Genomic DNA, 14232 nt, shown 5'->3' with positions numbered 1-14232 from the left:
TTGCGGGCGACGAAAATCAGGTACCTCACGCAGACAGGCTAGTAAACTTACTTCACTATTTTGCATCTGCTCCCCCTTTCCTAAACATATTAGTTTACGAAAAATAGAACTTAACGGCCCTGCCCTTCAAAGGGGGACTCTCTGCCTTTGCTATAGTTGGATTTATGGTTTTATAGTGACGGCCTTTGAAGCGGACAGGTCGCGACCTGTCCCTACGGAATTATTACCACGATCAATTTCGAAGCGAGCAAGTTCAAACTATAGTTAGTGGTGAATAGTAGAAAGATATCAGTCTTTGGGTTGAGCGCCTTGTAGATTTCTGGTGGCGCAGCCATTTCGAGGAACGAGAAAAAGAAATGTACACCGCGCGATACCCAACCCGGCCATGAGGGAGCCAAGGGATAGTTGAAACGATGGGTAACTAAAGCTCCCAGGAATACAGGTTATTTGAAAAGATAGCTTGGTTTAAGTTAAAGAAAACAGGAACTATAAGCTGAGATAGATTTCTCCTAACGTCGATAGGACAAAGTAAGAACTATAGGACATATCAGATCCCTTGGCTTCGCTCGGGATGACAATAGAGGAAGAGTATAGAAAAGGACGCTAACAGGAGCTTCGCACGCCCCTAGGTCTTTCTTTGGCAACTATAAAAGGTTCTAAACAACAAAGGCGGAATTACATCCGCCTTTGTTGTTTAAAGTAGTACAAATCTTACGCTGCAACCAGCTCCGAATGATCAGCAACATAGGTTACAAAATCACCTACCGTGTTTATCGGAACCTCATCCGGAATAACAATCTGGAAACTTTTCTCCAGTGCAAGTATAATATCAACTACATCCAGTGTATCAAAGCCAAGTTTTTGCTCCAGGCTGGCATCGGCTTGTAAACGGGATGGTTTTACTTTTGTGGTTTTGCTAATGATGCGGATAACCTCCTGCTCAATAGCTTTATTTGTTGTAATCATGGGTACTCTATTAATACGTGTATTCTCTTACTTTACCATTTACAGGCATTTCGTCCTGTTTTATTTTAAGGGCTGCGGCACGTTTCTTTTTACCAATCAGCCTGTCTTTCAATTTCTCGTTCAGCAGGTACATAACCGGCACTATAAGCAGGGTAACTATAGTTGCAAAACCAAGCCCGAAAATAATGGTCCAAGCTAGTGGTCCCCAGAATGCAGCGCTTTCGCCACCCATAAAAAAGTGCGGCTTAAACTCCGTAAACAAGGTATAGAAGTTAAGGTTTATACCTAACGCCAATGGTACCAAGCCAAGTATAGTTGCCGTGGCGGTAAGTATAACCGGGTTAAGGCGCGTTTTACCAGCTTCAACTATAGCTTCTTTCAGTTCCTTGCCTTCTTCCAGCAACAGGTCCGTAAACTCAACTATAAGTATACCATTCTTTACAACTATACCGGCCAGCGCCACAATACCCACACCAGTCATAACTATAGATACATCCATCCGGAAGATAGAGAAGCCCAGCAATACACCGATAATACTGAACAGCACTTCTGAAAGGATAATAAATGGTTTGGACACCGAGTTGAACTGCGTTACCAGGATCAGGAAGATGATGAAGAACGCGGCGATTAGGGCCATAAACAGGAAATTACCAGTTTCCTGTTGCTCTTCCTGCTGCCCGCCCATACGCACTTCGTAACCTTCCGGCGTCTGGAAATTCTGCAGCGACTGCTCTATCTGTTGCACCACTTCGTTGGCGTTGTACCCAGCCAGCACATTCGACTCCAAAGTTACAACACGTTTCAGGTTTTTGCGCTTTATACCGCCATAAGTATTGCCATATTCTATACTTGCCACTGATGATAACGGAATCTGGCGCACCAGGCCTGTATTCATGTCGCGGTAGGTAATTCTGGAGTCAAGCAGGGCATCTATGTTTTTGCGGTAAGGCTCTGCGTAGCGCACCTGTATCGGGTATTCGTCTTCGTCGAGCTTAAACTTAGAGGCCTCTTTACCGAAAATAGCCGTTCTGATCTCCATACCTATCTGGCCGGTACTGATGCCTTCGCGGTTGGCCCGTTCGCGGTCCACGTTTATCACTACTTCCGGTTTGCTGTCTTCCAGGTCAGATTTCAGGCCTTCTATACCGCCTATCTGTTGGCTGGCAATGTACTGTTCCACATTTTTAGAGAGTGCGATAAGCTCCGGAAACTCTTCGCCCGAGATCTCGATACTGATAGGTTTACCTACCGGCGGACCATTCTGCTCTTTGTCCACGGTTATTTCGGCTCCCGGTATACCTTTCACAGCTTCGCGTATCTCGTTCATGTACTCGCCGGTCGTTTTCTCGCCCACGCGGTCCATAAACTCAACAAAAGCAACCGTTACTTTACCTTTATGCGACTGGGCGGTAGGGCTGCGATCATTCTGGTCGCCGGCGCCAATGGCCACGTTCGATATTACTGATTCTACATCCGGGTTTTGTTGGCCAATTACGTTATAGATGCGTTTCTCCACCACTTTGGTAACTGAGTCGGTTACAGCCTGGTCGGTGCCAACCGGCATCTGGATGTAGGCATATACAAAGTTCGGGTCGCTGTCGGGGAAGAAAACCACTTTAGGCGAGCGCACCGCTACCAGAAATACCGAGAAGAAAAGCAGCAGGAATATACCTACGAACACCCCAATCGGGCGTTTGCCTACCAGCATCCAGCGCAGCAGTTGCTCATACTTTGCCATAAAGCGCGGCAGTGCATTGTTCTGGAATTTCGCTATCAGGCCGGTTAATACAAACCTGTTAAGGGCTACCAGCACAATGCCAAGCAGCAACAGGTTAGCCATACCATAAGAACCGATGATGTAGCAAACTATAGCTATAACCAGGGCTGCGCCCATAATGATCATAAAGCGTTTGCGCGACCTGGCGGTTGGGGCAGCGTGCTCCTTTTTCATGAAAGAGGCGGCAAATACCGGGTTAATGATAAAGGCTACCAGCAACGATGCCATCAGGGTAACTATAAGCGTAATAGGCAGATAGAACATAAACTCACCTACTATACCCGGCCAGAAAAGCAGTGGTACAAATGGCGCTATAGTTGTAAGCGTACCGGCCAACACAGGCACAAACACTTCGCCGGCAGCTACTTTAGCCGCCTTTACTATGCCCAGGTTTGATGTATGGAAAATGCGGTGCGTATTCTCGATCACAACTATAGCATCATCTACCACTATACCCAGTGCCAGCAAAAAGGCGAACAGCACGATCATGTTCAGCGACACACCTGTAGAATCAAAAAGCAGGAAGGCTACGAACATGGAGATTGGCACCGATAACCCCACAAAAATGGCGTTGGTAGTACCCATAAAAAACATCAGGATAACCGTTACCAGCACAAACCCGATAATGATGGTATTGATCAGGTCGTTAAGGGTGTGTTTGGTTTGGGTTGCCTGCTCGCCGGTTACACTCACTTTTAAGTCAGATGGCAGCACAGTGCCTTCCATATCGCTGAGCAGGTCTTCGATTTTGTTTGATGCTTCAATCAGGTTTTCGCCACTGCGCTTAATCACGTTCAGAGTAATAACCGGCTCGTTATCCAGGCGGGCAAAGCTTTCCTGTTCTTCAAAACCTTCCCTTACGGTAGCAATCTCCTTTAGCTGTATGTTAGCCCCGGAGGCCGACTTCACCACTATATCGCCGATCTTGTTTGGGTCTACGTACTGGCCCACCACGCGCACCGAGCGCTTCATTTCGCCAACAGTTACGTTACCACCCGATAGCGTCAGGTTTTCGAAAGCAATGGCATTGCTGATGTCGTTGAACGTAACCTGCGCTACCTGCATTTTATACATGTCTACATCTACCTGCACTTCTTTATCCAGGGCGCCGGCCATGTCTACACGGGTAATTTCAGAGAGCGATTCGATGCGGTCCTGTATGTCTTCGGCATAGTTCTTCAGTTGGTCCAAACTATAGTTACCCGAAATGTTTACCTGCATGATCGGGAACTCCGAGAAGTTTACATCCTGTATGTTTGGCTCCTGGGTCAGGTCAGTTGGCAGATCGGTGCGGGCTTTGTCTACGGCATCTTTTACCTGCTGCTTTGCTTCCGGCACATCCACATCGGTGTTAAACTCTACCACCACCATTGAGAAATCCTGGATAGAGTTGGATGTGATCTTTTTAACTCCTGAAATGGCTTTTATCTCCTTCTCGATTGGGCGCGTTACCAGGTTCTCCATATCCGAGGGCGAAGTACCGGCATAAATGGTACTCACAAACACGGTTGGCACCACAATATCCGGGAAGTTCTCTTTCTGGATATTGATGTAAGAGAAGATACCCCAGATCGAGATGATCAGTGTGATGATGTAGATACTGGTTTTATTATTGATAGACCAACTGGTCGGCTTAAACTCTTTCATAGTTTTGCAGGATGTAAGGTTTACTTCTGGCCCAGGGCCTTAGCTTGCTCAAAAACCACTGGCTGGCCTTCGTTCAGGTTCTGATATCCGGCTGTAATGAGCTGGTCTGTAGCAGCCAGGCCGTTCAGCACTTCGGTTTCCCCTTTGTAAGACTGGCCTGTTTTTACTTCGCGCCGGGTTGCTACATAGCCATTGCCTTCTTTTTTAGCCACATACACATACTCCGATTTCTCATCTTTCTGCACCAGGTTAACCGGCACCACAATGGTGTTCTCGTTTTTATAGTCCTGGATGCGTACTATGGCTACCAGGTTAGGACGTAACTCAATTCCCTTCGCATTCTTCGGCTTCAGTTCTACAGTAAAGGTGCGGTTGGTAGGGTCTATAAATTTGCTGACCACAGCTACTGTCGTTTCTATTTCCTGGTTCAGGTCCGGGAAAAACACAATGGCATTGTCGCCTTTGTTGATTTTGGTAAGGTACGCTTCAGAAACCTCAGCTGTAATTTTGCCACCAGACATATTTACCACCCTGATAATGCCCACACCCGGTGCTACTGCTTCGCCGGCATTCGGTATCACTTCATCAACCACACCACTAACAGGCGCTTTCACATTATACTGATCGCGTTGCTGTTGCAGGGCAGCCATACTTCGCTCCAGGGCCTCTTTGTTGTTTTTGGCGGTCAGGTATTGCATTTCGGTGCCTATTTTCTGGTCCCAGAGGTTTTTCTGTTTCTGGAAGGCGATGCGGGCCAGCTCTAAACGGGTGCGCAGTTCGGCAATGTTCTGCTCCAGCACCTGCGCATCTATAGTTGCCATGGTCTGGCCTTTGCTTACCCGGTCGCCGGGCTGCACGCGCACACTGGTAAGCACACCCGGTACGCGGGCACTTACCAGCACGTTCTGGTCAAAATCTACTTTGCCCTGCATTTCCAGGTAATGGCTAAAGGTATCCTGCTGCACTGCTACCACCGACACCGGCACAGTTTTGCGTGGTGTATTTACTTTTTTGCCTTCGGCTTTCAGCTCGGCCTCCAGTTTGGCAATCTGGCCTTCAATTTCGGTTTGCTTGCTTCTGAGGTCGGCCAGTTGTGCTTCTTTATCGTTATTGCCACCGCAGGAGGCTACGCCAAGTACAAGTGCCAGCAATGTAATGCCTATGATTCGTTTCATCTTCGTGTTGTGATTTTTTTCTATAGTTTATTTTGTGATCAGGGTGCCTTGGGCTTTTTCTAAGTTCACTTTCGCGATAAGGGCGTCGTAGATGGCGGCGTAATAATTGGTTTGTGCCTGGCGCAGGTCGGTTTCAGCGGTAATCACCTCCAGGTTAGAGCCTACGCCTTCCTGGTACTTGATTTTAGAAACACGGGCAATGTCCTCGGCTAGTGCCAGGTTCTCCTGCTGGGCCTTCAGTACATCCAGTGAGTTGGTAAGTTCGGTGGTTGCCTGTTCCAGTTGCAGGTCTATACTTTGGCGCAATGTCTCAAACCCATACTTAGTGTTTTCTACTTTCAGTTTTGCCTGCTGCCCCAGGTAGTGCTTTCTCAGACCATCAAAAATTGGCAATTGCAGCTGACCGCCTATATAGCCATATTCCAGCCAGTTGTTTGTTTTGGTTAGCTCGCCAAACTCGTTGTTGGCGGCATTGTAACCGTAGCGGGCATTTAAGTATAGTTTAGGGAGGTAACCGGAATTATTGTTGCGCAGGTCCAGTGTGGCCAGGTCGCGTTGCGTCTCCAGTATAGAATATTCGATGCGTTTGCTATAGTCGAAGCTTTTAGCATCGGTTTTTGCCACATCTACTTCTACTTCATTTAACTTATCGGTAAGTATAATTGGCTGGTCCTGTGGCAAGCCCATCTGAAATTTGAGCAGGCTTTCGGCCAGCTGCATCAGGCGCTCGGCTTTCTGTTGCTCTACCTGCAGGTTGTTGTACGATACGCGCAGGCGGTCTACATCCAGTTGCTCGGCTACCCCGTTCTCAAACATGGTGCGGGTTTGGCGCAGCAAGGTATCCAGGCGGGTCAGGTTTTGGTTTAGCAGCTCCATACGCTCGCGGTTTACCAGCACGCCGTAGTAGGCTTTGCTTACCTGCTCTGCAATATCAATTTCGGTTTGTGCGGTTGTTTTGCGCGAGAGCTCTGTATATGTGTTGGCTGCTTTTAAGCCGATCAGGTAAGAGCCATCAAACAAAAGCTGGCGCCCGTTTATAGTTGCCGTGCCCGTATACCCCGGCGAGAACGTAACAGGTGTAAATTCACCTTTCTTCCCTCCAAAAAACTCTGCCGGTAAAAAACCTTTCTGCGGCACAAAGTTATTTCCTACATCAAGCGAGGCATCTAGTTGCGGCAAGCCCATTGCGCGTATCTCCCCTACTTTGGCTTTTGCGATCTTTTCATCGTTTTGGGCGGCTTTCAGGTTTGCGCGGTTTTGCAGGGCATAGTCTATACTTTGCTGCAAACTAAACTGCTTTACTTCCTGGGCCTGCGCCCCGGTAAAGCCAAGCAGCATGAAGGCAGCAACTATAAGCGTTAGTCTTTTTTTCATGTTTTATTCTGGTCAGGTAGTAGGTTATTCTTCTTCTTTTATGTGTTTGAGCTCGTTTATCAGTTTGTGGCCTTTAAGTGTGGCCAGGCCCAACATGTAGTGCTCCAGGGTAGCCATTTGCACGCGTTTCAGGTCATATTTGTGCGGCGGAAACAGTTGAGGGTTAAAAGGGATCTCTACTTGTACCAACCGCACTTTTGCCATCACTTCTATATCCAGGTCTTTGCGGTAAAGGCCCTCTTTTATGCCACGCACCAGGTTCTCTTTTATCTTCACAAACATATAGTCGTCGCGGTGCTGCATCCAAAGCTTAAAAGCTTCGGGGTGGTATTTTTGCAGGTCGTGGAAAAGGGAAGGGTGAAACTGGTTGAAAAGCTCGCGGGTCATGCCCATAATGTTGAACAGCTCTTCAATCGCATTTCCGGAATTCTGAAAATGCACTTCGCAACGTTCCTGCATGTCGCTCAGGTATGCCCCTGTTGATGCTACCACAATCTCGTTCTTGTTATCAAACCACTTGTAGATCGTTTTTTTAGACATGCTCAGGAACTGCGCAATATCATCCATCGACACACTTTTAACACCCCGCTGGCAAAACAACTGGAAAGCGGTACAGGAAATCTTACTCCTGGTTTCGGTGCGTTCTTCTATCTCGGCATTACTCATAGCGGCACAAAACTATGGAAACGATTTTTATTCCGAAAGTTTCCTGTGTTAAATTTTTGTTGCCAAATTAGCCTCAAAAAGCTCGTTTCCAGCTAAATTGCAAAAACCTACCTGTCGCCCGACCGCCGTATTTCCGGACAAAATGCTGTGTTATATAGACCAATGCCGTAACAAACTATAGCAATGGCAAAGCAGGCACAACCCTAGATCGGTGTTGCAACACAAAAGATTACTACAAAAAAAATTACAGGCCGAGCACGGTGCGCAGTTTGGTATAGCCGCTCTTACTAAGCGGAACACGCACGCCATTTTTAAGCAGGGCTACGTGGCTGTCTTTTTCTAAGGGCTCTATGCGGGTGAGCTGGGCGATCGGGATCATAAAAGAACGGTGCACGCGCACGAAATGAGCCGTATCAAGGGTTTGCTCGTAGTAGCCCATGGTTTTCTTTTTCAGGAACAGGCCGTCTTTGGTGTGGATCTTTACATAATCGTCGTAGGCCTCTAAGTACAAAACATCCTGCACGGGTATTATCCGGATGTCGTTGCCGGCTTTAACAACAATGCGGGTGCGCTCTTCGGGTTGCTTGGCGGGCACTTCGCTCAGGTCTATAGTTGCGGGCTTCTCTGTAGCTTCTTTCGTTCGTTTTTCCTGCCACTTTTTTAGCGCTGTATTAAACCGTTCCTGGCTGAAAGGTTTTAGTAAATAATCTACGGCATTGGTTTCAAAAGCTTTCAGGGCATAGTTATCGAAGGCAGTGGTAAAGATCACGCCCGGCTGTTGCTCTACCAGTTCCAGCATCTCAAAGCCATTTATCTTCGGCATTTGTATATCCAGAAAGATCAGATCGGGCTGATGCTGTTTAATGGCTTTTATCCCTTCAAAACCGTCGCCACATTCCTGAACTATAGTTACATCGGGGTGTTGCAGCAAGTATTCGGCTACTATACTGCGGGCCAGGGGTTCATCATCAATTATGAGGCACTTGATCATAGTTTTGCGGGATAGTTACGGTGGTGGTAAATTGGTTTTCGTGTTGCTGTGTTTGTACCAGGTCGGGGCGGGCATAAAGCAGGTATAACCGCCGCTGCACCGAGCTTAACCCAAAGCCTGTTCCCTCCTGCGTTTGTGCGGCATCGGTATCAAAAGGGTTCTCTATCGTTATAACAAGATTTGCATCTGCCCTGAAAGCTTTTATAGTTATAGTTGTATCGCTGGTGGTGCCGTAAAGCCCGAACTTAATGGCATTCTCAACTATAGGTTGCAGCAGCAGGGCGGGTAGTTTCAGATTTCTGGCATCATCCAACACCTCAACTATAGTTTGCAGCCGGTGACCGAAACGCACTTTTTCAATTGCCAGGTATAGTTCCAGTTGCTGTAGTTCGTCGGTTAAGGTTACCTGTTGCTGGTTTTCTTTTCGTAAAGTGCCCCGTAAAAAATCAGACAGTTGCTGTACCATGGTCCGGGCCTGGTCTGGCCTGACTACCACCAGCGCACTGATCGAGTTAAGGCTGTTAAACAAAAAATGGGGCTGCAACTGCTGGCGTAAGGTATAAAGCTCTGCTTCGCGGGCAAGCTTTTCGGTGGCCGCTTTGCGTTCTTCGTGCTGGCGCTGCTCTTTTGTGTAAAACCAGAACCAGTTTATCAGCAGCAAAAGCAACAGCAGCAACCACCCAAACACCAACCTCATCGGCAACGAATCTCCTACAAAAGCCAGGTATAGTTTATCATCTAGTAACTTGTCGATCAGCAAACTATAAACCAGCGTACAAATACCTGCCAACCCCAAGCTCCAGGCCAAGAGCAACACCCCCTGGCGCAATGTAGGCTGGTAGTAGCGTAGCCCCGTGCCTGCGGCATAGCCGGCTATAGTTAGCAGCAGGTTGTATAGCAGGGCATCTTTTAGAGTCAGGGCCGGGCTATAGTTTGCAGGCAATAACACCAGCACAAATACCCCCGACCAGAAAGCGGCCCACCCCATGTATAGCCAGATTACTCTTGCAGGAGCCATGTATAGCTATAGTTTGAATTAAAAACTCTTGATGTCGAGCCCACCGAACAAGGCAGTACCTTTTATAATAAGAACTTTATTTGGGTCGTAGCCACCCGGCAGCATCATGCGTTTATCTGATACACCGCCTAAAATAGCTACCACTTCGTTGCGCACTTCCCAATGCGGAGGCACGATAAGCGATGTTCCGCCAAATATCTGGGTGGTATCCAACACAATAGGGTGTTGTATGTCGGCCTGCGTCAGGTTCAGTTCGTTACCGCCAAACACGCTTACAATTTCGCCACCCTTAAAATCTTTAGACAGGATGTTGCGCTTTACCCCTCCAAAAATGGCCGTCGAGTTAATGTAGTCATCCGCTGATGCTGTGGCATTTCCGGCATAGGCATTGCTTTCAGCAGTATAAGCTTCGTTAGATGTTACGCCATGTGGTGGCATAGTTGGCAAACCCGACACGTAACGTGGACGCATATCATGCTTTGGCTTTAAGATAACCCAAAGCCCGATTGTAATGATCACGATCGGCCAGATGTAGTTGCGTAGCGAAATGCCTGGCACAAATTCATCAACCAGGAAAATTACGCCTAAGGCCACTGGCAAAATCCAGGATGGGTTACGGAACGAATGTTTGAAGCCGATGAATAAACCTACCAGGATCGGGATCATCTGCCAGGTAAAGAGCCAGCGTGGTAAAAAGACAACATTCATTTTAGAGGCCAGCAGTACAACGCCAATTAATACGAGCAGTAGCCCGGCCATTACGCGACCATTGCGGTTATCATTTCTGTTTTTCCAGCCTTTGTAACCTTTGTTTGTGTTTAGATCTTGATTTTCCATAGTTGTTATGTTTTAATTTCTGATCAAATGTACTGCGATCAGAATCTGGCGGCTATAGTTAGTAGGCTGGCCAAAGCAAAAAGTCGGTAAACTGCAGGGTTGCGTCGGTAAACAAAGTTAGGTTTAAACTTACCGCTGCTGTTAAATATAGTAAAGATGGTATATTAATTTGATTCAGGAAACTATAGTTGCTTGTTCTGTCTGAACCACGGATTAAGGAGATTTGATTGATTAGCAGGAGAAGACCTGGCAGTGTACGCAGTTCCTGCTAGTGTCTGGGCTATAGTTTTTCTTTTGTCATCCCGAGCAATGTCGAGCAATCTTTTTGTCCTATAGTTTCCTATTGTCATTTCGACGTTAGGAGCAATCTGAATGCTACGGATAAAGTGTACTTCCCATAACGTCTTTTCGGGCGTTAGTCGAAGGATCTCATATGTGCTATAGCTGAGGCATATACTTATTTGAACCAAGCCATCCTTTCAAATCAACTCTAATCCTGGGAGCTCTACTAACCTATCGTTTTATAGTTAGCTTTGGTGCCCTCCCAGGCCGGGAGGCCCCGTCTTCGGGCATCGCGCTGCTGCCTTCTTGCTACCCTCGCTGCGCTCAGGTTGCCTGTGGCACCGCAACAAGTCAAAGGCGCTCAACCCAAAGACTGAAATCAAGCTCGATAGTTTATGATATAGTTATAGTTGCTGTACTTGCTCTTTGTTAAAGCAGATCGGTTTTTCTCGTGGCTATAGTTCCGTAGGGACAGGTCTCGACCTGTCCGCTCAATACCGTAAACTATAGAACTATAGTTTGTGAATTGGAAGCAGCAGTAGAGCTCCCCTCCTTAGACTACCGAGAAGTGATTTCGAAGGTAGCGAGCGTAGCTCTGAGGGGCAGGGGTGGTTGGATAACTGCAACTATGAAACTATAGCTATTTCAAGTATAGCAACAGCCCCAATCCTGTAAATCCTTTAATCCTGTAAATCCTGATTCATACAGTTATCACCAATTTATTATCTTTGCATACTATGGTTGAGAAGATACAGACAGTAGCACAAGAGATAGAAGCCGCCCAACTTAGCAATGCAGCTGAGCTGGAGCAGTTCAGAATTACATATATAGGTCGTAAAGGTCAGATCGCAGCGCTTTTTGATAACTTAAAAGAGGTTGCCCCCGAGCAGCGCCGCGAAGTGGGCCAACAGTTGAACCAACTAAAGAACCGCGCCCAGGAGCGTTTCGACCAGGCACAGGAGCAATTGGCTAATAACACCGAAAGCACTGCTGATACCGGCTTTGACTTTACGCTCCCAACTATACCAAACACACTTGGCACACGTCATCCGCTATCTTTAGTGCGCCGCGAAATCGTGCGTATTTTTGAGCGGATCGGGTTTAACGTAGCCGAAGGACCGGAGATCGAGGACGACTTCCACAACTTTACGGCCCTCAACTTCCCGGAGAACCACCCTGCCCGCGAAATGCAGGATACCTTCTTTTTGAGCGAGGATAAAAACAAACTGCTCCGCACACATACCTCTACAGTGCAGGTGCGCCTGATGGAGAACAACCAGCCACCCCTGCGCAGCATAATGCCGGGCCGCGTGTACCGCAACGAGGCCATTTCTGCCAGAGCACACATGGTTTTCCACCAGGTAGAGGGGCTGTATGTAAACAAAGGCGTAAGCTTTAAAGACCTTAAGGAAACGCTTTACTACTTTGCTAAAGAGCTTTTCGGCCAGGATACCAAAGTGCGTTTCCGCCCATCGTTTTTCCCGTTCACAGAGCCAAGTGCCGAGATCGATATTACCTGCCTGATCTGTAAAGGCGAAGGATGCAACATTTGTAAGCAAACCGGCTGGGTAGAGATCGGTGGTTCTGGCATGGTAGACCCTGCGGTACTGGAAAACTGCGGTATCGACTCTAAAGAATATTCCGGATTTGCATTTGGTATGGGCATCGAGCGTATCACCATGCTGAAGTACCAGATAAAAGACCTGCGCCTGTTCACCGAAAACGACGTGCGCTTCCTTCGCCAGTTTGAAGGTATAGTATAATGGCTAAATGGTTGAATTGCTTAATTGTTGGGCTTCGTAAATAACTAGTCTATAGTTATAGTGTAGCCTTTTAACAATTTAACCATCAAACAATTTAACCATTTATGAAGATGAAATTCGAGGATATAAGAACGATAGGTATAGTTGGAGCAGGTACCATGGGCCAGGGCATTGCCCAGATATGTGCGCAGGCAGGCTACAAAACGATACTGTTCGATATAAATGCAACCGTGCTTGGCAAGGCGCAGCAAACCATCACTACAAACCTGGACAAAGGCATAGAACGAGGCAAGCTAACTATAGCTGAAAAAGAGGCCACGCTGGCTAACCTGACTTTTACTGGCAATACCCTGGACCTGCATTGCGATGTGATTATTGAAGCCGTGGTAGAGGGTCTGGAAGTAAAGCAGAGCATCTTTAAAGAGCTGGCTGACATTAACTCTGACCAAACTATACTGGCTTCTAATACCTCCTCTATTCCGATTACGCGTATTGCGGCTGGCGTACCTAACCCCGAGCGTGTGGTAGGCATGCATTTCTTTAACCCGGCGCACATCATGAAGCTGGTAGAGGTGATATCAGGTGCAGCTACAAGCCCGGAAGTAGCGCTAACTATAAAGCAACTTGCCCTGAAACTGGAGAAAACGCCGGTAATGGCGCAAGATTCGCCCGGTTTTATCGTTAACCGTGTAGCGCGCCATTATTACGTAGAAGGACTGAAACTGCTGGAAGAAGGCGTGGCTGATGTAGAGACCATTGATAAGCTGATGCAGGCCAGTGGTTTTAAAATGGGACCATTCGAGCTGATGGACCTGATCGGCGTTGATACTAATTTCTCCGTAACCACTTCTATGTTCGAGGCTTTTCATTATGACCCTAAATTCAGACCGAGCCGCATACAACAGCAAAAAGTGGACGCCGGCTACCATGGGCGCAAGTCGGGCAAAGGCTTTTATGATTATAAATAGGTGGCTCGCGCTGCTGGCTATAGTTATACTTACGGCCTGCGATAGCGACAACCCTGGCCCCGGTATACCAAACGTACCGGTAAGTGAGCAGATAAGCGTAAACAGTTTGCAATACCCGATGCTGCGCCTGGATGGTGGCTATGCCTATATACAAGCAGGTTACCGGGGCATTATCATTATCAGGCAAACAGCCAACTCGTATTATGCTTTTGAGCGCGCCTGCCCCTACGACCCCGATGCCAGTTGTGGCGTAGTTTCTGTCGATCAATCCAACCTGTTTCTGACGCATAGCTGCTGTGGTTCGCAGTTTAATTTTCAGGGAAATGTTACGGCCGGGCCGGCGGTTTATGGCTTATTACAGTATAAAACATCGCTTGCCAACAACATCCTTTACATTAGCAATTAAATTTTTGCTTTGAGTTTCAGAATTTTATAAAAATACGAAAGATTTTTTCAGAGCAGTGCTTGCATAATCGATCAAGAGGCTGTAATATTGCATCATCATTCGGCGGTAGAGGCCGCCACTGAACATAAAATTCCTCCTTAGCTCAGTCGGTTAGAGCACATGACTGTTAATCATGGGGTCCCTGGTTCGAGCCCAGGAGGGGGAGCAAAAGCCACTCAGCAATGAGTGGCTTTTTTGTTTTATGTCTTTCTGTACCCTCTCCTTCCCCATACACTCCTGCTTTACCAAACTATAGCTGCCTGAAACAAAAAAGGTATGCCCGGGAGAAATTATCCCCGAACATACCTTTTAAGTAAAGCCAT

General features: G+C 47.3%; 11 protein-coding genes and 1 tRNA gene. 4 read left to right on the top strand and 8 right to left on the bottom strand.

Annotated features, from left to right (window positions below):
* Positions 1–711: 711 nt before the first annotated feature.
* From GWO68_RS11510 to GWO68_RS11475, 8 genes are all read right to left on the bottom strand, one after another.
* Positions 712–966, bottom strand: coding sequence for an acyl carrier protein (locus GWO68_RS11510; RefSeq protein WP_162346594.1), 255 nt, complete (start codon positions 964–966; stop codon positions 712–714).
* 10 nt (positions 967–976) lie between these two features.
* The gene (locus GWO68_RS11505; protein ID WP_162346593.1) at positions 977–4390 is read right to left on the bottom strand and encodes an efflux RND transporter permease subunit; all 3414 of its coding nucleotides are present in this window, start codon (positions 4388–4390) and stop codon (positions 977–979) included.
* 20 nt (positions 4391–4410) lie between these two features.
* Positions 4411–5565 carry an efflux RND transporter periplasmic adaptor subunit gene (locus GWO68_RS11500; protein ID WP_162346592.1) on the bottom strand — a complete coding sequence of 385 codons (1155 nt, stop codon included), beginning with the start codon at positions 5563–5565 and terminating at the stop codon, positions 4411–4413.
* A 27-nt stretch (positions 5566–5592) separates the two neighbouring features.
* The gene (locus GWO68_RS11495; protein ID WP_162346591.1) at positions 5593–6939 is read right to left on the bottom strand and encodes a TolC family protein; all 1347 of its coding nucleotides are present in this window, start codon (positions 6937–6939) and stop codon (positions 5593–5595) included.
* Positions 6940–6963: 24 nt separating this feature from the next.
* On the bottom strand, positions 6964–7605 hold the full coding sequence (locus GWO68_RS11490; RefSeq protein WP_162346590.1) for a TetR/AcrR family transcriptional regulator: 642 nt from the start codon (positions 7603–7605) through the stop codon (positions 6964–6966).
* A gap of 244 nt (positions 7606–7849) precedes the next feature.
* Positions 7850–8596, bottom strand: a complete 747-nt coding sequence (locus GWO68_RS11485; RefSeq protein WP_162346589.1) for a LytR/AlgR family response regulator transcription factor — start codon at positions 8594–8596, stop codon at positions 7850–7852.
* The gene (locus tag GWO68_RS11480; protein ID WP_162346588.1) at positions 8574–9614 is read right to left on the bottom strand and encodes a sensor histidine kinase; all 1041 of its coding nucleotides are present in this window, start codon (positions 9612–9614) and stop codon (positions 8574–8576) included. Before GWO68_RS11480 ends, GWO68_RS11485 begins: the two co-directional genes overlap by 23 nt.
* Before the next feature lie 18 nt (positions 9615–9632).
* Complete coding sequence (locus tag GWO68_RS11475) at positions 9633–10451, bottom strand: cell wall-active antibiotics response protein (RefSeq protein WP_162346587.1); 819 nt, start codon at positions 10449–10451, stop codon at positions 9633–9635.
* Positions 10452–11470: 1019 nt separating this feature from the next.
* Here GWO68_RS11475 and pheS point away from each other — a divergent pair.
* The 4 genes from pheS (at position 11471) to GWO68_RS11455 (ending at position 14075) form a co-directional block, all read left to right on the top strand.
* Positions 11471–12496, top strand: coding sequence for a phenylalanine--tRNA ligase subunit alpha (gene pheS / locus GWO68_RS11470; protein ID WP_162346586.1), 1026 nt, complete (start codon positions 11471–11473; stop codon positions 12494–12496).
* Between the two features lie 110 nt (positions 12497–12606).
* Positions 12607–13464 carry a 3-hydroxyacyl-CoA dehydrogenase NAD-binding domain-containing protein gene (locus GWO68_RS11465; RefSeq protein ID WP_162346602.1) on the top strand — a complete coding sequence of 286 codons (858 nt, stop codon included), beginning with the start codon at positions 12607–12609 and terminating at the stop codon, positions 13462–13464.
* A complete protein-coding gene (locus GWO68_RS11460) occupies positions 13451–13870 on the top strand; it encodes a Rieske (2Fe-2S) protein (RefSeq protein ID WP_235942033.1) in 420 nt (139 codons plus the stop codon). The genes GWO68_RS11465 and GWO68_RS11460 overlap by 14 nt, the downstream gene beginning before the upstream one ends.
* Before the next feature lie 131 nt (positions 13871–14001).
* Positions 14002–14075 (top strand) — tRNA-Asn (locus tag GWO68_RS11455).
* Positions 14076–14232: the final 157 nt, after the last annotated feature.

This window comes from Pontibacter fetidus (genome assembly GCF_010119545.1).
GTDB lineage: Bacteria > Bacteroidota > Bacteroidia > Cytophagales > Hymenobacteraceae > Pontibacter > Pontibacter fetidus.
The sequence above is the reverse complement of the archived record's forward strand: the minus strand, read 5'-3'. Positions and strand labels throughout refer to the sequence as shown.